Raw genomic sequence first — 25,000 nt, forward strand, 5'->3', positions numbered from 1 at the left:
ATGTGTTAAGTTCTAATTATAGTTGCTCGATTCGAGTAATAATGCACAATAAGAGCATTAATATGGGTCATTAATTTTCAAAATATAACATACAGCAAAATTGATGATTAATTAAGTCAACGGAAGAAGAGGGATCAATGGAGTTCACTGTTAATGACAACGAAATGGTTGCATTGTGTGGCTTACCGCACATTCAGCAATTAGCTTATTTTAGAGGGATTAGGCCTTATATGAATGTGAAAACCGGGATAGTAGGGATTGATAGGGGGATAAGCTATCAATCCATTGCCGAACAACTGTATATCGAACCACATCAAGGCATCAAAAGTGTTAGCTTTTCTCGTGCACAAACACGCCGTGCAATCGCTGGTCTTGAAAGAGCGGGTCTTATTAAATTCGAATCCAGAGATCATCAATTAATTTTAAAATGCCTTTTAGCGACAAGGGATTATTATGTCCAGAAAAAAGCCGTCACAAAGCCGTCACAGCAAGGCATCAGTCCTGAATTTCAAGATGTCCTTGATAATAGTAGCCAATCGAACTTCGAACCAGTTAAAGCCGACATAGCTAAATGTGCAAAAGCCGACATACCTCATAAAGAGAATAATTATTTATATTTATTTACGCAATTTGAAAAATTTTGGTCGCATTACCCAAGCAAAAAATCCAAACAAAAAGCATGGCAGGAGTTTAAACAAATCAATCCCGATGATTTTCTAGTGGACAAAATAATCAGCGCTCTGATTGCACAAGTGAAGAATTGGGATGAGCAAGCCCTTGCAGGTGATTGGGTTCCTCCATGGAAGTATCCAGCCAACTGGTTAGCTCAACACTGCTGGGATGATGAAATTTCCGCTGTCAGAAAACAGGAGCATAGCAATGCAAAACATACAGCAACTCGTGCAAAAAAATCTCCAATCGAAATTTTCTGGGACTCATGCGGAGACACGGACTTCGATTTCAACGATGAAGAGCCCGGGCAATCATCAAGTAACATCGTCCAGTTCAGCAGCTCCCGAAGTTCATGACAAGCGTATAGATACCCTGTTTAGCCGTCTTGGGGCGATTTATGGCCATATCTGGTGGAGTAATTTCCAAAATGAACGTGGGTTGGCTGGTGCTAAAAAAGAGTGGTTTGACGCTTTATTGCGTTTTGACAACCAAATCCTGAAAGAGGTTTTGCTCATGCTTCGTGAGGGGAGAGGGTATCCACCAACACTGCCTCAGTTTATTGAAGATTGTAAAGCAATCCAGGGTCGCAGAATTCCTCGCCCTATGAATCAAGATTCCAACAAACCAGCGAGCCGTGAAGTCGCTGAGATGCATATCAAAGCCATGTTAAAAAAATTAAACAGTTAATCAAAACAGGAGTGTTGCCATGCTAGTACTTACTCGCCGTGTTGGAGAGGAAATCCTCATAGACAAAGGCCAGATTCAAATCAAAATTTTATACGTTCGTAGAGGTCACATTGCGGTAGGGATTCATGCGCCGTCAAATGTGGATGTTGATCGTAAAGAAATCTATTTAAGGAAGAAGGCTAATCCTGAGGTTGTCACACAGCAAGAAATTGTTTCAGAAACCAATTAATTATCAACTCAGGGCATGAAGCCCTGATGGAGTTTGTTATGTTCAAAATGTTACTTGCTACTTCACTAAGCATCTTAACTTTTACGACCCATGCGCTGGCAGATGTTACTCAGATTAATCGTTATGCCACAGTCGCTAATAAACCTTTAGCTGCTCAAGTTAATCCTTTATTGGCAGTGCAACAAATTCATTTCCCCCAAGAAGTTAAAACTGTTGGTCAGGCAATAGAATGGTGGTTGCAATACTCTGGTTATTCCTTAGCTGTAAAAGAAAAGCAACCCCAAAGTTTACAGGCAGTAATGCTGCAGACCTTACCTCAAATCGATAGAAATTTAGGCCCTTTAAGCGTTAAGGATGGACTTGAAGTCCTTGCGGGACAGCAAGTCTTTATGCTGGTTGTTAATCCGTTGCTACGGGAAGTGAATTTCAAATTGAAACCTGGCTATCTACCTGTTGTTAAAAAAATAGTAAGGAGTAAATCATGATTTCGTTAAATAAATCCGTGAGTAAATGGGTATTTATTGCATTAGTTAATGTAGCGATTGTTAGTGGCATTGTCCTTGGAGTAATGCATTCGAATGACAATACCACAGACAATGATGTCATTAGTTCTCGTTTAAACGACATTCAATCTCAACTCATTACTCTTCAAACAGAAATTAAAAAGCCAGTAGAAAAAATTGATTTAAGTTCCATCAATCAGGATTTTAATAAACTGGCCGGATTAATTGAACAATTGAAATCTACAGATGAAAGCAAATTAAATCAGTTGGTGCTTGAAAGCAGATCAGAATTAACCCAGAAGCTCGATACTATCCATAAGGTCGTTAACACTCTGGATAAGAAAGAACACCCCATCAAATATCTACCCGTTACTGCTTTGCCCTTTAAAGTTCTGAGCATAGACAGCATTCAACAAGTCAGTGTAGCTAGTGTTATCTATGATTTTAAAACTGTCCCAATGGAAAGAGGGGATACCCTGGCAGGATGGTCTGTCTTAGAAATTGATTTTGGCAGGCAACACCTTGTATTTGAAAACAGTAATAAAGATCGTGTTCCAGTGAATATGGAACAAGGTGAGCAACATGTTTAAACAAACAGTACTCACTCTCACTTTGCTATCAACTCATGCAGTACACGCTGAATTGAATATCCCTGGCATTAATACTCAATCATTGAATACTCAAAGTGCACAAGACCAAACTTTAGCGAGAGCTGGGTTAACTGTAAATAATGACGATCTAACTTTGGAACAAGACGTAAACAAATTAAAGCTCAATGAACAACAACTTCATGAAGCCAAAGTTTGGGAGCTAACCCTTGAGGAAGAAAAGCGTTATGTATTCCTCATGAAGAATCGCAGCAAGATCTATTATCAGGGATTAAGACAAACCCCACTGGATATACTGGGGCTTAATGCCAGAAATGAAGACGAACGCAATCATTTTGCAGAACTTGCAGCAGCTCAGGAAGCCCAGAAAGTCTCTAAAAATATTGCCTGGAATAATGCATTTTATAAAGCATATAACAAGCTCTTTGCTAATGTACCTGTTGTTGGTGATTTTGATCCGTCTCCTTACTCACCCTATGTCTATAAGTCTGTTCAACTAAATCAGGGAGACATCCTTTATCTGTTTATGAAACCAGATGAAGCAGTCAAAACTATTTTGATGATTTTAACTGAAGCAGTTGAAAATACTCCGGATACTCGCTTACACCTCATGCTTTTGGATAGTGATGATTTATCAATTCAATTATGGGCTAACAAGAATCAAATCCCACAACATCTGATAAACAGTGGTCGTCTTACGCTTAATCATGGTGACCTGAATTATCAATCTTTAAAGGCAAATAAAAAAACCACCCCGTTGTTATTACTTTCTAAAAATGGCAGTTCAAGCGTTGTTGATCTGGGGAGGTTTTAAGATGAGAAAGATATCACTGATTGCGGGTTTATTGATGATTACTTCCTGCTATGCGTATCAAGTCATCGATATGGAACATTACATCAAAGAATCGCAAGAGCAACTATCAGAGGAATCACTGAAACTTCAGGTAAAACTGGATGCACGATTACCTGCTACCAGCAAAGCAACAGCGGGCAAAGTATTAAAACGCAAATTAGAATTGGTAAACTTTTCTTATTCTATCTTTATCATTGGTGATGATGCTGCATCCCGTGAATGGTTAAAAGATCATGCACAAGAGTTAGAAAAAATAAATGCACTGGGTTTTATTACTAATATAGACAGCAGTTCCAGTCTGCAGGAACTTCAGGAATTAACCAAAGCACCATTATTGCCTGCTAATGTAGATGATCTTTTAGCCATCTTCAATGAAAGCCATTACCCACTAATTTTTCATGAGGGTGAGATATGGCAATAAAGACTCAAACCCAAAAGAAATCCAAAAGAATCATCATGAGCTTGCTGTTACTTGTCTTTATAGGTTGGTTGATTTTATTGGGTTGGGCATTGAGTCTATGGGGAATGACTGGCTTTGATTCAGCCTGGGAAACCATCTATGAACTATCTAAACAACAAACTATAGCAGTCGCAGAATTTAATGATGCTTCAGTGGCTGAGCGTTTCAAATCATGGGTTACCTCAGTACCAACTGAAAAGATGACTGACAAAGTAGCAAAAGTCACTACCGTTATTAAAAATGAATTAAATACGGTTTTACCCGAAAACAACTCTGAATTGGATCAGATAGTGGATGACTTATTTACCATTACAAAACAAGTTGGGTTGCTTATCAGCCTGACTGCTCATGTGATGTTTATCAAGCTGATGATTCTTCTGGCAAGCATTCCATTATTTGCTTTAGCTATGACAGCAGGTTTGGTCGATGGTTTGAATCAACGAGCCATTCGCACCGCGTCTTTAGGACGTGAATCCTCTTATGTATTCCATCAACTAAATCGCTACTTCAAACGTGGTTTGCTGATGTTATTGGCCTTATGGCTAGCAGTTCCTTTGTGTATTACCCCAGCACTAATGTTCATACCCGTCAGTATCTTATTAAGTGTGATGGTTTCCATTACAGCCAGTCGCTTTAAGAAATATTTGTAAGGAGAAAAAATGAAAAGATTGTTTTTGATTTTAATGCTGAGTACGACTTGCTTTGCGACACACGCCAGTGAAGAAGCTCTAAATCAAACTTTGGTCAGAGTTATTAACCAAATCAACGCCATCATGCCTTTGCTTGATGAAGCCGAAACGGAAATTGAACCTAATACCCGTATCCAATTACACATTGAATCTTTTGAAGGATCTGATGGCAAGTCGCATCCTGGCTTGCGTAATGATTTATTGGTTATCCGCAATGCCCTAATTGATTACATCAATAAACCTGCCATTGAACCTAAAACTATCAAGCCTTTAGCGCTTGATTTCATTGGTAAGTAGCCATGGGCAAAGTGGATATCGCTAAAACATTTGCGGCCAGTTTCAAGCAAGCAGCAGGTAATACAGCTGCTGGGGTGTACTCAAGTTGCATTCGGTTCATCGCGATCATGATGGTCATTATCGCAGTGATCTGGTGCATCAATCACTTTATGGGCAATGAAGAAAGAGAACAAGATGGTTTTCTCATTCGTCTTGGTTCTCGTTCAATCCGCATTGTAATGGGACTTTGCCTATTCATTCTAATTTTAATCGTAAAGGGGAATTAACCATGAAAAATAAAAACGCCCAATGGTGGCAAAAAATCGGTACGGGTTTTATCACTTTAAACTACGCACCAGCCCTGTTTGCTGATAACTGGTTCCCCAAAATTTCTAATGCCGATGATATTAGTGACGGTAATAAAAGCATGATGACGGTGACAGGAAATTACGTCAGGCAAGGATTGGGATTATTACTCTTTATTGCTGCTGTAATGAGTTTTATCAAGTTCATCACAACCGTTCAGCACGGCATAGAGGAATCCAAGAAAAATGATGGTTCTATGGTGGCCTTTGGTACTTTTGCAGTGATGGGTATTACTTATCTGGCAATCAGTATTGTTGCAGGTTATGTGGGTTACACCATGATTACCAAATTCAAGATTTAAGGTGACTGCCATGAACCGACCTTCATCACGCCATTTGTCTCATGATTACGAAGCCTACAAAGGGTTAAGTCTGCGGGAACTGTTCTGGATTGTCATTGTAGCAACACCATTGACCAGTCTCCTATTTACCTTAAGTGGGATACTTGCAGGCTACCCTCTGGCATTTGGTTGCGTCGGTTTTTTGGTGGGCTTTGTCTTGTCCATTACGGTTTGTCCAAAGCGTGTTGCCCGATTAAAAGCGGGCAAACCTCATGGTTATCTAATGAAGAAAACCATTTTAGGGTTTGCACGTTGGGGCATAAGAACTTCGCCTTATCTTTCTCATAAAGGCATCTGGCAAAAATCCAAATTAGTAGGTGAACCTCATGTTTAATTACTGGAAGAAAATCGATAGCTTAAATCATCACAACCGCCTTTTATTGGCCTTTGTCTCAGTGCTTGTATTCATTGTAGCTGGACTGATTATCACTTTGGCCAAATCCCCTAATCATTATGAGTTTTGGCTAACCCCTTCAATGGCAACAAATGGTGGATTAATTAAAGCAGAGCAAATTCCTGCTGAGTATGTGCAAGGGTTTGTTGCAACGTTAATGCCTGCTTTAAATACTTGGTCCAAAGCAGGTAAAAGTGAGTTCACTAATAACCTCGCCAGTTTCCACTATTACTTCACCCCACGTCATAGACATTTAATGGAGCAAACACTGGCAGCTTATAAAGATGCTCAACTCTTCAATAGAGTTCAAGTGGCCAGTCTTTATCGTTTTATGGAAGACAGTGATGTGAAAGCTTTAGGTAATAACATGTGGGAAGTGCATCTGGTCTTGCGTATCACGCAAAGACTTAAAGACAACAGTCCTATGGTCATCGCTGACAAGGTGGTTGATTACCATCTTCGAGTAGTCAAAGTGACCTTATCTCGTCTGCAAAATCCCTTTCAATTAGCTCTGGATGGTTATACCCAACCTGAAGCCCTGGTCAAAGATTTGTTAGCTACACCATTGGAGGAAAAACAACATGACAAAGTATAAATGGTTGTTCGTATTAATCAGTGTTTTGGTCAGTATGGAGGTTTTCGCACTCGATGCCGAGCATGTGTTATGGGATAAAACGCCTATTCATTTGAGTATTTCTTTAAATGAGGAACGATTAGTTCATTTCCCCCAAGCCATTAGCATTATCGACAACGAAGCTGGCGAAAAAATCTCAGTATTAAAAATTCAGGATACTCTTTATCTTAAAGGAAAGGAATCTTTTGATAACAAACGCCTGCTCGTTCAGCTTATGCCCCAAGGCGAAGTGATTATTCTTAACTTATCTGCCAATGAGAAAATCACCGCCAATAAACCTGTAGAAATCTTGTTGGAAAATAAAGAAGAATCTAACAACAATCAACCGGAAACGGCTAATAGTTTTGATATCAACTCAATCACACTGACCCGTTTCGCTATCCAATCCCTATATGCCCCACAAAGACTATTAGTCATTCCTGAAGGGGTTGGTCGTATTCCCATGCAAACCAGAAAACAAATAAGTCTGATTTATGGTGCCAGTATGGAGTCTCGTCCTTTGATTTCATGGCATGGAGGTGCCTTTTATGTCACAGCGGTCGAATTAAAAAATCTGTTGAATAAAGAGGTAGTTGTTGATCCTCGTCGGATGGTGGGAAATTGGCAAACCGCTACCTTCTATCCCACCAATACATTAGCAGCGCGAGGTAAAGAAGACACAACTACCGTATTTCTGGTTTCGGACAGACCATTTAATGAAGCCTTAGCTACTGGTAGGGAGTTTGTACGATGAAGAAAAATGCCGGATTAAAAGTATTAACTGGTGCTGTAGTAGGAGTCGCTGCTTTGATACTAATGAATAGTGGCCATCATTCATCTGCACCTGATAAACAACAAAGTGATCCTAATAACTTAAATGAAGCCATAGCCAGTCAATTCAATGACAATATTCGTGATGTTGCGGCCAGACAGCAAGAGACTGAAAAGAAACTGGCAAGTCTTGAGGCGCAGAATAAAATGCTCAAGGAGCAAAACACTCAAGGAAACATTAATGCACCACAAACCAACAATCCAGAATTAACCAAAGAGCTTGATGCCCTAAAAGAACAAATCGCAGAACTTAAATCCTCACAGGAACAACAACCTCCGGATCAACCTTATTCAATTAATGGTGAACCAGCAAAAAAACCAATTAAAAAAAGCACTATTAAAGACATAGATCAGTTACTTATGAAACATGAAAACAATCAAACCGAACTTGCTTATTGGGACAGACTCAATGCCAAGCGTAAATCTTTAACCGAAAAAACTAAAATCAATCTGAAAAAAACAGAAGTAAAAAAAGCTATTCCTTTCTACACCATTCCAGCCGGATCGGATCTTGGTCACACCACTTTATTATCCGCATTAATTGGTGAAGTTCCAGTGGAAGGAAAATTAATGCAACCACTCTTTCCCTTTTCAGCGGTCATTAATCGAGGAGATCTAATGGCTGCTAATGGTATTCCTTTACCGCCTAATATTTCAGGGATGAAGGTCAATGGCTATGCCATAGGAGTAGGCTCATTTCTCGATAACATCAGTTGTGCACGAGCTTATGTCACCTCTGCTTTATTTGTCTTTGAGGACGGCCATTTTGTAACCATCGGCAAGGAGCAAATGAATGGAACCGCTGAGATGATTAATAATGAAAGTCTGGGTTATCTGACGACTGCCTTCGGTAACCCATGCATCAAAGGCCAATATTTTACCAATGCTCCGCGTGTATTAACAGCCATGATTGCAACAGATGGATTTAAAGGGTTTGGTAATGCACTGTCTCAATGGCAAATGACCTACACGGCCAATGACAATGGCGGAACTGCTATACCAACAGGATCTATGGGTAAGTACGCTTTAGGTGGGGCGCTATCTCAAAGTTCAGTTAAAGCAGCTGATTGGCTGGAAAAAAGGATTCAGGGCAGTTTTGACATGGTATTTGTTCCTGCCAGTGTCGCTTATAAATCAGGGTATCGACCCAATCAGTTTTCATTTCATTTAACACAAACCATCAAACTCGATAAAGAAGCGAAGGGGAGAGTAATAGATTATGGCCACTCACAACAAACTACGCATGATTTTAGCCTTAGGTAGCACATTGACTTTGAGCGCATGTGCTTCTTCGATAGTAGCCTCCAAAGCAATACCTGAAGGAGGTTTGACCGTCAGTCAGCTCTATCAGCAAAGCATTAGTGAACCTACACAAAGTTGGTCTGTAAAACGAACACTAAACAAGCCTGTCAATTATGAAGGGTATACCCGTGATGCCTCTAATGAAATTCAGAATTTATTTAAGCCTCTGGATAACCCACAAATCCCAATTTATGTGTTTCCTCATGTGGCTTTAATTGGTGATGAGCAATTGATTAAACCTGGCTACACCACAGGTTTTTTTCTCTACAAACAAAACCAGTTTGCTTTGGCATCTGAACAATATTGAGGGGATGGTATGAAGCTATTATTAAATGAAGCCAGCGATTGGTTGTTAGGTTCTAAATCCAGGAGTGCTATTACAGAGAAGGAAGTTAAAAAAGGGTATAACAATCCCCATCCTTCATTACCTGATCAACTCGCTATAGTCGATTTTTGTGATAAACAAAATCTGTTTTTGTTAAATGATGGAATCAGTATCGGCTCAGGATTCGAATTAGCCAGCATACCTGCAGAAGCCGCATCTCCTGCTCATCTGGAGTCCGTATTTAATAAAATTCGTGACACTTTTGCAGCAGTAGTTCCCTTACATAAAGACGATCCTTGGGTAATGCAAATGTATGTGAATGATGAGTACAGCTTAAAACCTGTTTTGAATCACATAACAAATAATCTTGACCCCAAAATCGCTCAAATGTCCTTTACTCAGGATTATCTGGCCAGACTCGATGATCTATTCACCAAGATGGTAAGACCAGAGGGATTATTTTTAGATCCAAAAACTGATATGCCTTATCGAGGCCGAAGAAGACGCGTTCGTGTTTTATTTTATCGCTTATACAAACAAGTTCAAACAACACGAGATCAGGCATTGCTGGAACATCAGGAAGTGATGGCGCAGATTGAAAGCAAGTTAAAATCACCAGGCCTACAACTGAAAAGACTAACAGGTAAGGACTATTATCAATGGTGGGTACGCTGGTTTAATCCTGAACCTGCAATGACTAATAGCAATATTGATGAATTACTCAGTCACTTTCCCTACCCTAAAGAAAAACAACCCACTGGATACAATCTAAGTCAGGCTATATTTTTTACCCCACCTGAAAGTAATGAAAAAGGGTTTGTATTTGATGGTTATCAACATCGAATATTATATGTAGATGGCTTAAGAGAAGCGCCTGAAACAGGTTTGTTATCTCGTGAAAAACCTCAAGCAAATCCCAAACATCGTTATGCATTATTAGACAGATTACCAGAGGGAGCAATCTACACAATTCAGGTCACTTTTAGTAATGATGACGCTCTTGATGCTCATTTAATGCGACTTGAAAAAGGAATCATTGGTACCAGTTTAAAACCGCAACAGGTCAGAGATGATATTAAAACTGCCCGAGATGAATTATCAATGGGTAACAGACTATTTTGGGTTAATCAGGCAATATTCTATCGTGCAAAAACTGAAGAACAGGCAATCCAAATTGAAAAAGACCTAAAGGACTTGTTCATTGATGCCAAAATGCCTTTAATACCTTCCAGTTATGATCTTCACCCAATCAACAGTTACCTTAATGCATTACCCTTTAATTTTGTGCCCACTTTTGCACGTCAGTATTTACGATTTGACCGTTTAATCTATGCCTCAGAGTTAGCGGCTTTACTTCCAGTCTATGGTCGTAATCAAGGTGCGCGACATTTGCCTTGCCTTACGTTTTTTAATCGTCTGGGTGAGCCGGTATTGTTTGATCCATTACACACTGACTTTATTAGCCAAAATTCCCATATGGCGCTTTTTGCTAACTCAGGCGGAGGAAAGTCTGTAGCAGCGGGATGGATAATTAATACACTAATGGCCACTAAAAATGCACGTATAGTGCTGTTTGAGATGGGTAATTCTTTTGACCGTTTTCTCACCCATTGCCGAGCTAAGGGAAAAAGTGTCAAACAATTATTATTAAGCAATCAAAAAAGCAAAGCAGTTCCATTAAATCCATTTTGTGAAGCCTACAAAGCACTTGATGAAATCAGTAGTAATTTAAGTGATGAAAAAGCCAAACACTTGGCCGAAAAAATAATGCAATTGAAAGAAGGATTACATGAGGCTGCAAATTCTGCTGAGCAGGCTTGTAACGAAGAATCACGTAACTATTTGGCTGAGTTGTCACTTGCTTTGCGTACCATGATTACTGAGGCTAATGATTTAGAAGAAAAAAGCTTCACTCTAGCTGATGAAACCATACTAATTGAAGTCTTAAGTGATGCCATATTAACTTCCTTCAATGCCAATATTCCGCAGATGCTAACTGAACATGTATTAGCTGCCTTTGCCAGAAGAATGGAAAAAGAGACAGTTCCTCGCAAAAAAGATCGTATTTTAGATATGCATGACCGATTAAAAAGTTATGTAATTAATAGCAATAAATCACGCTTTTTTAATGTACCAACAGAACCTTTGGGTGATTTTGATATTTTCCATGTCGATGTGTCAGCTATTAAAGATGATAAAGGGAAATTGGCTTTGGTTATGGTATCGCTCTTACCACGAATTCTTGCTATGGCTGAAGAAAACCAAAATAATAATCGCCCGACTTTTCTCTTTTTTGACGAAGCTCATATCCAGTTTCAAATTCCATCTGTGGTCACATGCGCACTGCTTGTAGCTAAAGTTGCACGTAAACTGGGCTTGTGGCTGGTTCCCAGTACTCAAAATGTCGCTGACATGAATTCTGAAATGGCCACCAAGATTTTATCACTGATTGAAACATGGATTTTATTAGGCATTGATGAAAAGGAACTGGTTGATGTCCAAAAATTCAAACAATTAACTCCTGAGCAAATAGCGCTTATTCGTGACATTGATTCGCAAAAAGGACTTTACGCTGAGGCAGTCTTACTCGGTTCACGTTATCAAGGATTATTTCGCGTCATTCCAACGCGCTACATCTTGGCGTTACTACTCAATGAAAAAGCAGAAAAGGCCGAACGTCATGCACTAGAAGAACAATACGATGTTCTTAAAGCAGCTGAGATTGTGGCTAGCAGATTGGAGAACAAAGTACGCAATCAAAATGATGGAGGTTATTTTTATGAGGATTAACCATTCTATATTACTTGCATTGTTCTTTGGTTCCACAGTCCTGTATGCACAGGAAAGTATTAAACCACCTAATCCTATTAGTAGTTTTGGTATTGCAACCAAAGTTATTAGTAAAATATTTACCAATAGCCATTATAAAGTTATAGGCAGTTGCACTTGGGCGGTTGGCAAGTTGCCACCCAAACTGGTTCCTGTACCTGCAGTGGAACAGTTTCTTCCTGATTTAATAGTCACCGTTGCTAATAGACCTGAAACCAACCCATGGATAGAGGCTAAAGCTTTGTTTGAAAATCCTGCCAGTCAGGCGTTGTATAAACAAACTTATAAGTTGGCGACAGGTTCAGATTTGGGTTTTGGTGATGATGCAGGACAGATTAACTCAATGCACCTCAATGATGAGCGAACCAGAATCGTAGATGTGATAGGCAGTCCTGCTGGATTGTATCGTTTTCCTTACCTTTCGCACCGTCCCGAAACACGATTCGGATTTCCCTATTACATTAGTGAAGCTGATGCTGTATCTGATAGAACTGAAATAGCTGAAATTGCTTATATGGCTACTCATCCTCAATTACTGTTTAACCACGATATTGGCAGTCAGGCTGATATCTGGGGACATGAAATTCCACGATTAATGAGGGTAACTCAACCTTCACGATTTCGTGCATCAATTGTTGCTGCAATGCATGCTGCTGATATCGTTACCAATAAAAACAGTCTGCATGTCACTCAAAGTACCAGTAATTCTTGTGGTCCAAATTGTGTTGTTTCCAACGTGATTTTTGACCCAAAACGTAAGCAGGTAATTTGGCAGGAAGTCTATCCCAAGAATCGTAATATAAACCCCACTGACACAAGTGATATGGGCATAGAAGATGATAAAGCAGGAAATGGAAATTATGTCTTTGTGGTTTGGCGTAAATATCGTGGCTGTATTCATCATGAAGGAAAGTACATCCGCGCTCTATCATTCCCTAAAGTAGGCCAACCTCAAAAAAGATAGGAAGATATTATGAATAAAATAACAATTGCACTAATTTGTTTCCTCCCAACAATCTTATTTGCCGATTCATTTATGCCCAATGAGTCAGACTACTATTATAAATTGGGTGGTTCATCTAACTTGTACATACCTCCAGTTAATAACGATCAAACCATCACTATAGGAGGAAATGTTGATGCTCGTCTGGGTTTTACCTGTAGTGGCTTTAATCCCGTCGTATCTATCACCAATACTTTTCAGGATATGAAATCTTCAGCAATGAATATACCTGGTGGAATTATTGATAATTTGAAAGGCTCAGTAGCTGGTTACCCGATGTATAAGCTACAGCAATCCATGCCAGCTCTTTATAACGTTTTACAAAATACTGCTTCTGGTGCGTTGAATGAATTTGCCGTCAAAGTGAAAGATTGCCAGGACGTTAAACAGACTCTGGAAGAAGGTCAATCGCCTATGGAAAGTATGTTATCAGTTTCAGACAGTCAAGGTTGGCTAGATGCTGCTAGACGTGCAAAAACAGAAAATGTAGATGTTACTGCAACCGCCAAAAACATCGCAAAGAAAAGAGATGAATATGGCTTACCTTGGATTGGACATGAAGCAGGTAATGCAGGTGGTAAGTATCAAAGACCAATTAAAGTTATTAATGATGTGGTGATAGCTGGTTACAACATTCTATTAAACCGAAAACCCTTAAATAACGATAAAAAAGCTGATGTAATCACACCAATGACTCAGAACTGGAAAACCCCAAAGGAGGCTGCTGACTGGGCAGTAAAAGTTTTAGGAGATATTCATGTCAGCGCCAGTGAAGACAAAAACGATAAAACCAAACATGATGCCAAAGCAGGTATAGGATTATCTGCTTTATTGCAAAGCTGCGACAGTAGCAACACATGCACCTCTAATGTAGCCAAAGCACTGTGGAAATTGGTAGATAAACAATGGCCTTTGACTGAAGAAAAACTTAAGTTAGTCAGTGCATCTAATTTGATGATTACTGATGAAATTATCATCACCATTCAGCGTTTACCTCGTGAAGAACAAATACTCACGGTATCTAAACTAGCGGAGCAAATTGCTGTGCAAAACATGCTGGATAAGGCATTGATGATGCGCAAAATTCTTCAAGCTGGATTACAAGTACAAGAAGTACAAAACCTGAAACCTGCCTTGGATATGGTGCGGTTTGCATTAAAAAAGCTGGATGACGATATTCATTCATTGGCATTTGAAAGTGAAGTACGCAAAAAAATGATGACAGAAACTCTAACTATGTTAATGGACATGCGCTCCAATGAAATAGCCAAAGGTTTACCAGGTGATGATCATGAGCAATCAAGTGTGAAAAATGGAGCTGTGTATGTGAAACCCCAAACCAACTTCAAAGGAGATTGATATGGTAGTTTTTAGTCCATTATCCCTCTACACCACTTATTTAGGTTGGCAGCAATATGAGGTGTTGTTCAATGCCCTGTGGCAAACAGGGCTACTTTATCTTGGCTTTCTCATGGTGGCATATCGATTTTTGAAAAATGTCCTGGCTCCAGCCGGATCCACTCATCATGCAGCTGAACATGCATTGAATAATTTTCTTTACGAACTGGCCATGACATTCTTAATATGTGGAATCTTTGTTTATCCCTGTGTGCCTTTAGAAGAAAAAGCATTGAGCTTTAAACCTATGTGCGGGATTAAAAAAGGTTCAGATGCAAAGACCTCTACTTTAAAAGATACAGGTACTACTTATGATGAAGCATTTGCAGATGTATTGACCCCTAGTGTCAAAATGCCTATAGGATTTGCCATTTTGCAAAACTATATGACTGGGATCACTTATGGCTTAATGAAAGTAACAGGGTGTACCGATAGCTTACAAGCCATCGAAGGCGATTTAATTTCCACGTATCTACCAACAGAAGTTCGGGAACAAGCCCTAAAATTTCATAGGCAATGTTTTTTGGAAGCCAGAAATAGTTATCACAATGAACCATATGACAAGGCCAAGGTAAAAGAAATCCTGAAAAAATATGGTGGTGAAGAAGATCTGAAATGGATAGGTTCAAAAGTCTATCAAACTCTGTATTACGGAAAAATTCATGCCCGACAACCTGTACCAGGATTTAGTTTTAAAGAGGCTCCGAATAGCAATTTGGAAAAGGCTGCTCAACGAGGTGATATTGATTCAAAACACTTGCCAGAGGAAGGTTATCCAACATGTAATCAATGGTGGGGTAAACTAAAAACAGATTTGGTGAAAGTCGCTAATGAAGCCAGTGTTTTTGATAGCCATTTGAATTATTTCGCTGTGTTAGACAGAGTTCGGACTTTTAAAACTAACCATCCCAAAGCGTGGGGATCGCAATTAAGTTCAGAAGATTACATCGCCAAAATGCTGCTTAATGATAGCCGTGATATGCAAGCCAACAGTGTTAAAAATCTTATGGATAATACTAATGGTGCATTCGGTGGTGCCATATCGCATGGACTGGTTAACATGGGGCAATGGACAAAATCATGGACTTCTACTCCATTAAAACGAGAAGCAATAATGCAAACACTCCCCGTGATGCAAGCCTTCCTTTATTTTTTTCTTATTATTATCACTCCTGTAGTTCTTGCCTTAAGTGGATATAACCCTAAAGCCTTAGGCAGCATATGCGGACTTTTTATCATGGCGATTTTTATGCAATACCTCTGGCATCTTGTGGGTTTCGTTGAACGGAGTGTTCTTGATCCCCTAGGCCAAAACGATGCGGTATCTGCCATGAGAAATGCGGCTGTACTGTTTTATTTTATCGCACCTATGTTGCTCTTAAGAGTATCTAGCCATTTTGGTGGAGAGGCAGGTGCAGCATTAACAGGGTTAGTAGCAGCATCAGGTGAGCAAAGTGATAAGGTGGCTCGTTCGGGAGCACAAGTTATGGAGCAAGGAGCAAGAATCGCCCGTATGGGAAAATAATGAAGAAAACAGACTTAACCATTTCCAGGAAAAACGGATTTAGCATACTCCTTATCACTAATTAATCCCTCATCATGAAGATGTTGGGCAGTAAGTGCTGAGTAACGTTTCCTGATGGGTTTGTCTGAGGCAAAAGCAATAATAAATTGCAAAGCAAAAAGAGCAAACTTCCCAAGGATTTTAAATGCCATAAAGGCTATGGACTTATAACTTTTCCTAATCATAAGGAGATTTCCAATGTTAAAAAAATACATCCGTTCAACTATTATAGTCATGATTCAAGTAATCCTGCCAGTGTTGCTGCTTTTAATGATTGCTCCTCAACTGTTGCAATTTAGTCATGAGTTCAATCAAGCCAGTAACTTTTTTATAACCCATAAAATTGGCTTCCTCATTATTCATATAATCTTTTACCTGGCACTGTTTGGATTATGGCGAAGAATCATTTACTTCTATGTTAAGCGAACCAATATCGAAATTACTGCTGAGCAAGTTCAAACAGCTTTGAAGGCTAAATGGTACTTGTTAGTAGCAATGGCTTTTTTTGAGCTAATGGTTTGGTGGAAATAATTATGACTAATTATCCTGTTGAAAATCTGTTACGTGAGCCAACCGAGATCTATACCAGTATTACTTGTACTGCCCTTGCCTTACTTGCTGTTACGAAACCGCATTTATTTTTATTAACCCAAGGCATGGGATATTACGCAGGAGTGAGTCTAGGTTGTTTAAGTTTAGTCAGAGGATGGCAAGCCTTTAAAATCAAACGCTATCATCGTCGATTAATTACTATGCCGTATTATGCATTATCAACCATTCAAGTGCCCTTATCTCAAAAATGGCTATTTGTTGGCAAAGGGTTTCGTTGGTTCCCCCATCACACCCAGCGCTTGCATCAGATTAAACAAATAAAGAATGAATCATTTATGCAAAGAGGAAAATGCTACAGAGCAGTAAGAGAATTTTGCCAAAACCATGAAAAAACAATATTGGCAAAACTGTTAAGTAGTTCATCTAAACTAAATCCTTTCAGACCAGATCCACCTGTAGGTGGTAGCCCTTATCTGCATGGATTAGGTGAAAAGGATAGTTCAGTTTATATACCTCAGGACGTGCGTGTAGGTCATACCTTTGTTGTAGGTACAACACGGGTCGGAAAAACAAGGTTGGCCAGTATTCTGATTAATCAGGATATCCGAAATGGTGATGCAGTGATTGTAGTAGATCCCAAGGGGGATCTAGATCTAGTACGTGACATGTACGCAGCCTGCGAAGCATCAGGACGTCTAGAGGATTTTCGTATAGTGCATTTAGGATTTCCCGAGTTATCAGCCCATTACAATCCCTTAAAAAATTATGATCAGGTAAGCGAAGTTCCAACACGAATAACTGATGCAATTGCTGCAGAAGGAGAAGGCAAACAATTCGCAGCCTTCGCATGGAAATACGTTAACATAGTCGCAATTTGCTTAGAGGATATGCAACAACCCATCACCTATAAATCAATAGCATTCTACATCAGCCGACTAGATCAACTACTCATGGCCTATTCAGACACCATCATGCCAAACCACTATCCTGATTATAATGATCAGATAGAGGCTATCCTAACCAACTATGAAGAACGCCAAAGCCGTAAAAATAAAAATACAGCTCCTATGGATAGACCCAAAGCAGTTGCTGAGTACTTAAAAAATTATATAAATAAAACTATCGCTGCAGGAAATGTAGAAAGCCTCCATGATCAAGTTCTAATAGATCTGTATGATGCTGCGATCATGGATAAACATTATTATGACAAAATTACCGCAAGCGTGGGGCCCGTTTTATCTGAGATCAATAAAAGTAACGCTTCTGCTATTTTCTCATTTAACAAAAGTCCTAATGAAATTGAATTAATGACTGCAATTAAAGAAAAAAAAGTCATTTACATAGGCCTAGATAGTCTGACTAATCCGAATATAGCCCAAGCAGTGGGTAAAGCATTCTTATCAGATTTAGTCTCTACTGCAGGAAAGATCTATAAAGAAAGTAATGCCAATTATCGTTTAAATCTACATTGTGATGAGTTATCAGAAATCATACAGGATTCGTTCGTAAAAATTCTCAATAAAGCTGGTGGTGCTGGCTTTCAAGTAACCGCCTATGCGCAAACTATACAAGATATGGAAGTCTCTCTTGGCTCAAAAGCTAAAGCAGCAGTAACCGAGGGTAATTTTAATACTCTGATTATGCTTAGAGTTAAAAATGAGGAAACCGCTAATTTATTGGTTAAAGCCTTACCTCAAGTTGGTGTCGTCGATCATACTCAAGTATCTATGGTTAATGATACTCCAAATGGAGAGGATGGAATTTATTTTAATACTACAAATGAAGATCGTGTACAAACTACCTCTGTACCCATGGTTGACGTAAATGACCTTATTTCTTTACCTAAGGGGCAGGCATTTATTTTGGTGAATGGAGGCGAACTTTATAAAATTCGAATTCCGTTACCATCGAATAATAAAAGATCAATTAAAAACTTCACCAACATTACTAATCTAGTCAATGGTGTTAGGTTTTAAATCCGGTGGTTGCACTTATAATCTATGTGAAGAACATAAATTTGAGGTTTTGAATCAGCTAATAATAGTCTATTCTTATGGTTGGTTTAGTAGAAATAGCAGATTTATGACAAAATCAGTTGGACAGCCCTCTTATCTAGCCCAGGTCAGAAGACTGAGAGCTCTGGCTGTTGAAGTTGCCAAACTCTATCCATTTAAGATTAAAGCACTCGAGTTTATTAAATACAGTGCCAATGCCATATTTAAAATAACTGATACTCAAAACAAACAATACGTCCTCAGAATTAACCCAATTGAACATCATACCCACCAGGCCATTTTAGAAGAAATCAGGTGGCTAAATCACATTACTAATTCAACAGATTTACTTGTGCCAAAACCTGTAAAAACGATTGATGAAAACTATGTCGTTAAAACAGATATTCCTTCGAACAGATTTTGCATGGTTTTTGAATGGTTGCCTGGCAAAAAAAGATGGAATAGCATCAATGAACAATATGCCTATGAGCTGGGAACAATGATTGCCCAATTGCAAAAAAGTGGACAAGTCATAGAGATGCAGCATCGTAATTATTGGCTGACAGAGGGACTGGCTGGCACGGATAAAGCTAGATTCTACAATCTGGAACAATTAACAGATGTTTCTATCGAAGAACAAAAACATATCACTACAGCAAGAAAACTTGTTTATGAACAATTGAAACAATATGAAATGGTTCATAAAGATAAAACAGGAGTAATACACTCTGATGTACAACCGAATAATATTCTTGTTCATCAAGGACATTATTCAGTGATTGATTTTGATGAATGCGGGATTGGTTTTTACGGAGATGATCTGGCTGTAGCATTAGGCGCTTTTGAACATGTTGCCGAGGGGAATAAGCATAAGAGTTTTACGAAATTAAAAGAATCTTTATTCAACGGCTATTCCAGGTATATGCCATTATCTGAGGAAGATATTCAATTAAACCCATATTTCATGCTTGCTAGAAGATTAATGACTATAGCCTGGCTTGAAGCTCAAAAAAATAACCCTGGCCTGAGATACTATTATCCTATAGCCATAGAGAGAGCCATACAATTTTTGCAACAATTAGATAATAAAAAATTATAAATTAAAGCCTGATTAAGCCTTAATCTGGCCCAAATATATTATTGAAGATTTAAAACACTTAAATGATTTAAATTAAACATTTTCCCTTTTTGGTCATCGCATAGTAATACCATGAACCTATCAAATAATTGCCCTTCATTGGAAGAATATAAAGTCTTCTACATTCATTTTGACCAGTTTTATGATTTTTTCTATATCGTCCCTTAAGCCAACCCCCTCCTGCTATCGCCTTATCAATTTCTTGTTTAACTACTAAAGCACCAGATGAATCTTTAAAATTGATTTGATTAGTTCCAACTGTTTCAGGATGGATTGGAGAGGCTAGAACAGTACCACTAAATTCAATTGCAAAAATAAGGCTAGAATTCTTTTTAAATTTACTGATGGCTTTATTTTTTCCATATTGCTGGATATAAGCTTTTGCTTGTTTAACGGTATTAATAACATTTTTTTCATCTATTTTTCTTTCACTTTGCCCAGCCAAAACAACCATACTTATTAGGCTAATTGTTAAAAAGAAAATAATACGGAGGATCAATTTGATACTCATACAGACTCCTAATTTCAATATATTTCCTAATATAATACTTATTTTTTAAGCCTATCCCCTGATTGATGAAAAATGTTTAACAGCTTCTCAATATCAAACATAACTTTCTTGCTATTGGCTGTTAGCATTGAGTGTTTTCGCATAAAAGCTATAGAATAAAATAACCTATAAAAATCAAGCCTTTCTTGTGCTGATTTATCAAGATTTAAAGCTGCTGCCCAGTAATCAGTATAAATAGTATCAAGCCCTTCAAGTTCAAGACATGTACTTGTTAGCGCAATTACCAGTAAGGGGTCACCAAAACAAATTTCATCAACATCTACAATCCCTGCGATCTGACCATCATGGATCAATACGTTACGCTCGCTGGCATCCCATAAAAAAGGTGTTGGTCGAATAATGCTAAAGTTCTCTTTCATTTTTTGAGCTACGTTAAGAACTTGTGTAACCATATCTGGATTAAAAACAGCGTTTTTGGTTATATGCTCTTTGTATAGCTCCAATCTTTTTGTCAAAAATTCATACCAGGTTTTTTCTGTTGGGATTACGTCATAACTGTCCAAAATACCATAACCTGGCCCGTCAGGAAGGCTGGCACATACAGCCTGGATATTAACCATTTCATTAGCTAAATTTCTCTTTTCTGTATTCGTTAGTTCTTGGTAAACATTAATTAGATCATCGCCAGGCAAACGCATCATCAGTAATGAAGGAAAAGGGGAATACTTGCCATCTAAATCTGAATTAATAAACTCAGCTAGAGGGACTCCAAGAGGGATTAGCATTTTCTGCCATGCAATAGCAGCGTGAAATTTATGTTTGTGACTGATATCAGTCAAACGGAGTACATATTCTGCAGCAGTAGTCTTTACAGAATATACAAAATTCTGATCACCAGTTGCCAATCTTGTGGCAGATAGCACTTGCTCTCCTGTCATTGAATGTACAACAGAAGACGTAATTTGTTCATTGGGTATTGGACTATCAGAATTCATTAGAATAAGTGCAACTTAATTTATTTTTTATAGCGTAAGTATACCTTATAGGGCTTGAAGGAGTAACAAGACAAATGGTGTCGCCTATTTTAAGTGGAGTAATCATGGTTTTTATCTTTTATTTATCGAATTAAAATATAATATTAAACATAAATTACCATATAATTAAGACTTAAGTGGCTGAATAAATTACAAGGATTTTAGTGAATTTAAATGAGCGTTTAATATCCGCCAGTAAAAATGGTAATTTTATAGAAATATTATTATTGGAGCGTAATCAAAGTGAATATAACAAAGAAGAACTTATCACTCTGATTATAAATCTTCATAATGAGAATAAAATTAATGTTATTAGTGAGTTTAATAATCTAATAACACAGAGTGTTGATTATAACTTTTATTTTGTTCTGGATTTATTCGGTAAAATATTACCCAAATTAAATGCTACTGTGTTGTCTGTTATTACTTGCATCAAATATTTAGTTGATAAATATGGAAAAAACCCAGCAACAAATACGTTATTTGAAGCATTCTGCAATTTTTGTCAAGTTGGATCAGATCGAGTAAATCAAGCTTTAGAACTTTCTCAACAAAATGAATGGATTGAATTCATTTGTCCAACATTAGTGGCTGGTTCCTACTTAAACCCGGTAGAATATTTAGATAAAACTATAACGTTGTCAGGAGACAAAAATAGGCATGTACAAGTTACATCAGTTTTTGCATTAGGGAAGTTGTATTATGCTTGTGAAAAGGAATTACTAAAAAAATCTTGTGAAACATTAAGTAACTTACTAAATTCGGATTTTGATAGTTTCTTATTCTCTAATATTCTTCATTCAGCTCTGCTACTAGTAGCCAATGAAAATACCGTAGAGCAAGACGTTTCAGAAACTATAAAGCATCTATTAAATTATGATGATTATGAAATTAATTACGTAGCCTCGGATATATTGGCAAAAAAAATGGGCCAATTGCCCTTAAGTATTTCATCAATGATGATAAAAATGTTACGTGAAAAAAAATTTTTAAATGAGACAATAATAAGGCAAATAGATCTTTTTTTATGTGAGCTTTTTGAAAAGGAAAAAAAATTTATCGATGCAATTGAGCTTATCGAAAGAATTTTATTGAATAATCCAAGCAAAATTTCTATCACTCAATTTGAGTTAACTATAAGTCACCTATCAGATAAAAATTTAAGTGATTTAACTACCAGATGGTTTTTGTCCAAAAAGAAAAGGCTTTGCCACTCTGTGTCAGATATATTAAATACTCTTAATAAAAAAAATACTAATTTACATGCAGAACTTCCACAAAATACTAACACCGCCAATGGTACCTTTGTTTTTTTGACAAAAAAAACCATTGGCTGGATGTATGATTTTCCTTTGACAGCTTGTAGTTACATAATGTCACTTCTCACTCATCCTCTAAATTCTTCGGATAGCGAAAAGGAGGAAATGATAGCATTGTTATTCGATCCGATATTGATATCGTACCCTTCTACAGTAAAAGATTTCCTTAAAAATGAAAAAAAGAATTTAGACAAAAAGACAAAACCATTAATTACTAAGCTCCTCAAAAAATTTGATGAATATTTCAAAAATATTTCAACTACCTATGAAATAAAAGAATTAAATCCATATCTTAACCACCGTGAATCCTATGCCAGATATACTCAAAAAGTGATGGAAGAAGAATGGAAAAAAGCGCAAAAAGAATCAACTTTAATGAGTATGTGTAATACATTTCAAATATTATATGGCCGAGGTGCAATTAATTATGTTACTGGAAGAAATGAGGCTAAAGAGCGTATCGAAATCCCCCTCAATAGTTTAAGTTATACTACCGAATTTCCTGCACTTGGGTATCTAGATCCCCATGGACTTTATATCTTACGTTATAATTTTCGTTACGAAGGATGTGAATGATGAAGTTAATCATTAGAGAGTATCTTGCTTCACTTAAAGAACGTGATGAACTTGATGCTTTGTTACCGGATCTTCTCTCACAAATGGGTTTAGTTGTTTTCTCTAAGCCAGGAAGAGGCACTAAACAATATGGTGTAGACATAGCAGCTTTTGGCTCTCTTAATGGAGAACCGCCAAAAGTCTATTTGTTTTCTATTAAAGCGGGTGATTTGGGTAGACAAGATTGGTGTAGTGGCTCACCACAAGATTTACTCCCTTCGATACAACAAATTATACATACTTATATTCCGACTCATTTACCAAGTAAATATTCTAATGTTCCAATTGAGATATGTATCTGTTTTGGTGGAGATATTAAAGAACAAATAAGATTAGATATATCAACTTTTGAAAAAGAAAACACCAGTGACAAAATATCTTTTTCTGAATGGGGTGGTGAGGAATTGTCTTCTCATATAATTAAATATTTTTTAAATGAGAATTTGATGCCAACGGCTGCCCGTCATTTATTTAGAAAATCTTTATCAATGCTGGATGAGCCTCAAACATCATATAAATATTTCAACAACCTAATTAATAGTATTCTTTGTATAGATAAAAGTGCCGCAAATGATACAAAAAGAGATTTAACATCATTAAGACAAATTAATATCTGTTTGTGGACATTATTTACCTGGTGTCGTGAGTCAAACAATCTAGAGTCAGCCTATTTATGCAGTGAAATAGTTGTTCTTAAATCATGGGAGATTTGTAAAAAAACATTTGGGAAACGTGGAAAGAATGCAAAACTTATTTGACCTATCCCCTCAATTAGTACCAGTTTCTCGATGAGAAAACCAACATTAAGCCACCTGTTGAGCAAAGTCCACTGGTGGAAAATAATTTAATGCACTATGTGGCCTCACATGGTTGTAATGATGCCGCCATTTACCAATTTCAAAACGCGCCTCTTCCAATGTTCTAAACCAATTTTGGTTGAGGCATTCGTTACGGAATTTCCCATTAAGGCTTTCAACGAAACCGTTTTGTGTTGGTTTGCCAGGCTGGATAAAGTTCAACCGTACATTGGTTGATTTAGACCAGAAAAACATAGCCTTAGAGGTAAATTCGGTGCCATTGTCACAGACAATCTGTTCAGGGTAACCGCGCTCTTCACCAAGTTGTTCTAAAAAGCGTGTAACTTGTTGTCCAGAAATAGAGAGTGCAACAAGTTGCCCCAACAGTTCGCGGTTAAAATTGTCAATGACGTTCAATACACGAAAACGACGACCACTCGCCAATTGGTCCGAGACAAAGTCCATCGACCAACGCTTGTTCTTCTGAGTTGGCACATCCATAATCAAGCGAGGACGTTGGAGTTTTTTTCGTGTTTTAGTACGAATCTGCAGACCTTCCTCAAGGTAAATCCGATAGGTGCGCTTCTTGTTCTGAACTAAACCTTCTCTTCGTAACAAGCTATGCAGCAACAAATAGCCATAACGAGGATATTGAACGGCCAACTCTTTCATACGTGCTTTCAACCCATCATCCGAGCGTTTTTTCTTTAGGTAGCGGTACGCCGTGCGACTTAGCCCAACCAGTTTGCAGGCAACTCGCTCACTGAGCTTAAAGTGAGTTACCAAATGCTTTGCAACACGTTTCTTACTGGTGGGCTTTACCACTTTTTTGAAACAACGTCCTTTAGCGCTTCATTCTCCAGTAGCTTTTCTGCAAGAAGTTTTTTCAGCTTCTGGTTCTCTGATTCCAGCTCGCGTAAGCGCTTCGCTTCGTTGACCTCTAAGCCCGCATACTTGCTACGCCAATTATAGAAGCAACCGCTTGTTATCCCCATACTACGACAGATATCACCAACCTTAGCGCCAGCCTCATGCTCTTTGATTGCTTTGATTATCTGCTCTTCGCTGTAACGTCTTTTCATTTTGAGTTCTCCATTG

At 38.0% G+C, this 25,000-nt stretch carries 29 protein-coding genes; 25 read left to right on the plus strand and 4 right to left on the minus strand.

The window, feature by feature from the left end; translation table 11 throughout:
• Positions 1 to 137: 137 nt before the first annotated feature.
• The 20 genes from DYE45_RS02375 (at position 138) to DYE45_RS02470 (ending at position 15,903) form a co-directional block, all read left to right on the plus strand.
• A complete protein-coding gene (locus DYE45_RS02375; protein WP_115300347.1) occupies positions 138 to 1,028 on the plus strand; it encodes an LvrA C-terminal domain-related protein in 891 nt (296 codons plus the stop codon).
• Between the two features lie 82 nt (positions 1,029 to 1,110).
• Positions 1,111 to 1,359 (plus strand): Vir protein, encoded by a 249-nt coding sequence (locus DYE45_RS02380; RefSeq protein ID WP_231865837.1) that lies wholly within the window; start codon positions 1,111 to 1,113, stop codon positions 1,357 to 1,359.
• A 19-nt stretch (positions 1,360 to 1,378) separates the two neighbouring features.
• Positions 1,379 to 1,588 carry a carbon storage regulator gene (locus DYE45_RS02385; protein WP_115300348.1) on the plus strand — a complete coding sequence of 70 codons (210 nt, stop codon included), beginning with the start codon at positions 1,379 to 1,381 and terminating at the stop codon, positions 1,586 to 1,588.
• A gap of 38 nt (positions 1,589 to 1,626) precedes the next feature.
• Entirely contained in the window at positions 1,627 to 2,073 is a 447-nt protein-coding gene (gene pilL2, locus DYE45_RS02390) for a PFGI-1 class ICE element type IV pilus protein PilL2 (protein WP_370447863.1), read from the plus strand.
• A complete protein-coding gene (locus DYE45_RS02395; RefSeq protein ID WP_115300349.1) occupies positions 2,070 to 2,681 on the plus strand; it encodes a hypothetical protein in 612 nt (203 codons plus the stop codon). The genes pilL2 and DYE45_RS02395 overlap by 4 nt, the downstream gene beginning before the upstream one ends.
• Positions 2,674 to 3,513 (plus strand): TIGR03759 family integrating conjugative element protein, encoded by an 840-nt coding sequence (locus DYE45_RS02400; protein WP_115300350.1) that lies wholly within the window; start codon positions 2,674 to 2,676, stop codon positions 3,511 to 3,513. The genes DYE45_RS02395 and DYE45_RS02400 overlap by 8 nt, the downstream gene beginning before the upstream one ends.
• A 1-nt stretch (position 3,514) precedes the next feature.
• Positions 3,515 to 3,973: an integrating conjugative element protein gene (locus DYE45_RS02405; RefSeq protein WP_115300351.1), complete on the plus strand. Its 459-nt coding sequence runs from the start codon at positions 3,515 to 3,517 to the stop codon at positions 3,971 to 3,973.
• Positions 3,964 to 4,662 carry a TIGR03747 family integrating conjugative element membrane protein gene (locus DYE45_RS02410; protein ID WP_115300352.1) on the plus strand — a complete coding sequence of 233 codons (699 nt, stop codon included), beginning with the start codon at positions 3,964 to 3,966 and terminating at the stop codon, positions 4,660 to 4,662. The genes DYE45_RS02405 and DYE45_RS02410 overlap by 10 nt, the downstream gene beginning before the upstream one ends.
• A 9-nt stretch (positions 4,663 to 4,671) precedes the next feature.
• Positions 4,672 to 4,998 (plus strand): hypothetical protein, encoded by a 327-nt coding sequence (locus DYE45_RS02415; RefSeq protein WP_115300353.1) that lies wholly within the window; start codon positions 4,672 to 4,674, stop codon positions 4,996 to 4,998.
• A gap of 2 nt (positions 4,999 to 5,000) precedes the next feature.
• On the plus strand, positions 5,001 to 5,264 hold the full coding sequence (locus DYE45_RS02420) for a hypothetical protein (RefSeq protein WP_040534879.1): 264 nt from the start codon (positions 5,001 to 5,003) through the stop codon (positions 5,262 to 5,264).
• Positions 5,265 to 5,266: 2 nt separating this feature from the next.
• Positions 5,267 to 5,644, plus strand: a complete 378-nt coding sequence (locus tag DYE45_RS02425) for a hypothetical protein (RefSeq protein ID WP_115300354.1) — start codon at positions 5,267 to 5,269, stop codon at positions 5,642 to 5,644.
• Between the two features lie 10 nt (positions 5,645 to 5,654).
• Entirely contained in the window at positions 5,655 to 6,017 is a 363-nt protein-coding gene (locus DYE45_RS02430) for a TIGR03750 family conjugal transfer protein (protein ID WP_115300355.1), read from the plus strand.
• Entirely contained in the window at positions 6,010 to 6,672 is a 663-nt protein-coding gene (locus DYE45_RS02435) for a DUF2895 family protein (RefSeq protein ID WP_115300356.1), read from the plus strand. The genes DYE45_RS02430 and DYE45_RS02435 overlap by 8 nt, the downstream gene beginning before the upstream one ends.
• On the plus strand, positions 6,659 to 7,444 hold the full coding sequence (locus tag DYE45_RS02440; RefSeq protein ID WP_115300357.1) for a TIGR03749 family integrating conjugative element protein: 786 nt from the start codon (positions 6,659 to 6,661) through the stop codon (positions 7,442 to 7,444). Before DYE45_RS02435 ends, DYE45_RS02440 begins: the two co-directional genes overlap by 14 nt.
• On the plus strand, positions 7,441 to 8,784 hold the full coding sequence (locus DYE45_RS02445) for a TIGR03752 family integrating conjugative element protein (RefSeq protein ID WP_115300358.1): 1,344 nt from the start codon (positions 7,441 to 7,443) through the stop codon (positions 8,782 to 8,784). Before DYE45_RS02440 ends, DYE45_RS02445 begins: the two co-directional genes overlap by 4 nt.
• Positions 8,741 to 9,130, plus strand: coding sequence for a TIGR03751 family conjugal transfer lipoprotein (locus tag DYE45_RS02450; RefSeq protein WP_058481519.1), 390 nt, complete (start codon positions 8,741 to 8,743; stop codon positions 9,128 to 9,130). Before DYE45_RS02445 ends, DYE45_RS02450 begins: the two co-directional genes overlap by 44 nt.
• A 9-nt stretch (positions 9,131 to 9,139) precedes the next feature.
• Entirely contained in the window at positions 9,140 to 11,938 is a 2,799-nt protein-coding gene (locus DYE45_RS02455; RefSeq protein ID WP_115300359.1) for a conjugative transfer ATPase, read from the plus strand.
• Positions 11,928 to 12,941: a TIGR03756 family integrating conjugative element protein gene (locus tag DYE45_RS02460; protein WP_115300360.1), complete on the plus strand. Its 1,014-nt coding sequence runs from the start codon at positions 11,928 to 11,930 to the stop codon at positions 12,939 to 12,941. The genes DYE45_RS02455 and DYE45_RS02460 overlap by 11 nt, the downstream gene beginning before the upstream one ends.
• Before the next feature lie 9 nt (positions 12,942 to 12,950).
• A complete protein-coding gene (locus DYE45_RS02465; RefSeq protein ID WP_115300361.1) occupies positions 12,951 to 14,339 on the plus strand; it encodes an integrating conjugative element protein in 1,389 nt (462 codons plus the stop codon).
• Position 14,340: 1 nt separating this feature from the next.
• The gene (locus tag DYE45_RS02470) at positions 14,341 to 15,903 is read left to right on the plus strand and encodes a conjugal transfer protein TraG N-terminal domain-containing protein (RefSeq protein ID WP_115300362.1); all 1,563 of its coding nucleotides are present in this window, start codon (positions 14,341 to 14,343) and stop codon (positions 15,901 to 15,903) included.
• 14 nt (positions 15,904 to 15,917) lie between these two features.
• On the opposite strand, the gene DYE45_RS02475 is transcribed toward DYE45_RS02470, so the two are convergent.
• On the minus strand, positions 15,918 to 16,094 hold the full coding sequence (locus DYE45_RS02475) for a hypothetical protein (protein WP_242602735.1): 177 nt from the start codon (positions 16,092 to 16,094) through the stop codon (positions 15,918 to 15,920).
• A gap of 46 nt (positions 16,095 to 16,140) precedes the next feature.
• On the opposite strand from DYE45_RS02475, the gene DYE45_RS02480 reads away from it, so the two are divergent.
• The 3 genes from DYE45_RS02480 (at position 16,141) to DYE45_RS02490 (ending at position 19,587) form a co-directional block, all read left to right on the plus strand.
• On the plus strand, positions 16,141 to 16,473 hold the full coding sequence (locus DYE45_RS02480; protein ID WP_115300364.1) for a hypothetical protein: 333 nt from the start codon (positions 16,141 to 16,143) through the stop codon (positions 16,471 to 16,473).
• A gap of 2 nt (positions 16,474 to 16,475) precedes the next feature.
• The gene (traD, locus tag DYE45_RS02485) at positions 16,476 to 18,470 is read left to right on the plus strand and encodes a type IV conjugative transfer system coupling protein TraD (RefSeq protein ID WP_115300365.1); all 1,995 of its coding nucleotides are present in this window, start codon (positions 16,476 to 16,478) and stop codon (positions 18,468 to 18,470) included.
• A 106-nt stretch (positions 18,471 to 18,576) separates the two neighbouring features.
• Positions 18,577 to 19,587: a phosphotransferase enzyme family protein gene (locus tag DYE45_RS02490; protein ID WP_160160661.1), complete on the plus strand. Its 1,011-nt coding sequence runs from the start codon at positions 18,577 to 18,579 to the stop codon at positions 19,585 to 19,587.
• A 67-nt stretch (positions 19,588 to 19,654) separates the two neighbouring features.
• Here the strand turns inward: DYE45_RS02490 and DYE45_RS02495 are convergent, their stop codons facing one another.
• Entirely contained in the window at positions 19,655 to 20,137 is a 483-nt protein-coding gene (locus DYE45_RS02495; RefSeq protein WP_115300367.1) for a cache domain-containing protein, read from the minus strand.
• Positions 20,138 to 20,175: 38 nt separating this feature from the next.
• Positions 20,176 to 21,132, minus strand: a complete 957-nt coding sequence (locus DYE45_RS02500) for a phosphotransferase family protein (RefSeq protein ID WP_115300368.1) — start codon at positions 21,130 to 21,132, stop codon at positions 20,176 to 20,178.
• A gap of 203 nt (positions 21,133 to 21,335) precedes the next feature.
• On the opposite strand from DYE45_RS02500, the gene DYE45_RS02505 reads away from it, so the two are divergent.
• On the plus strand, positions 21,336 to 23,066 hold the full coding sequence (locus DYE45_RS02505) for a hypothetical protein (RefSeq protein WP_115300369.1): 1,731 nt from the start codon (positions 21,336 to 21,338) through the stop codon (positions 23,064 to 23,066).
• Positions 23,063 to 23,863: a hypothetical protein gene (locus DYE45_RS02510; RefSeq protein ID WP_115300370.1), complete on the plus strand. Its 801-nt coding sequence runs from the start codon at positions 23,063 to 23,065 to the stop codon at positions 23,861 to 23,863. The genes DYE45_RS02505 and DYE45_RS02510 overlap by 4 nt, the downstream gene beginning before the upstream one ends.
• 45 nt (positions 23,864 to 23,908) lie before the next feature.
• On the opposite strand, the gene DYE45_RS02515 is transcribed toward DYE45_RS02510, so the two are convergent.
• A protein-coding gene (locus tag DYE45_RS02515) for an IS3 family transposase (protein WP_115300371.1) occupies positions 23,909 to 24,984 on the minus strand; the annotation gives its coding sequence in 2 pieces (ribosomal slippage) (positions 23,909 to 24,735 and positions 24,735 to 24,984; 1,077 coding nt in all).
• Between the last annotated feature and the right edge of the window lie 16 nt (positions 24,985 to 25,000).

Source organism: Legionella taurinensis (genome assembly GCF_900452865.1).
Lineage (GTDB): Bacteria > Pseudomonadota > Gammaproteobacteria > Legionellales > Legionellaceae > Legionella_C > Legionella_C taurinensis.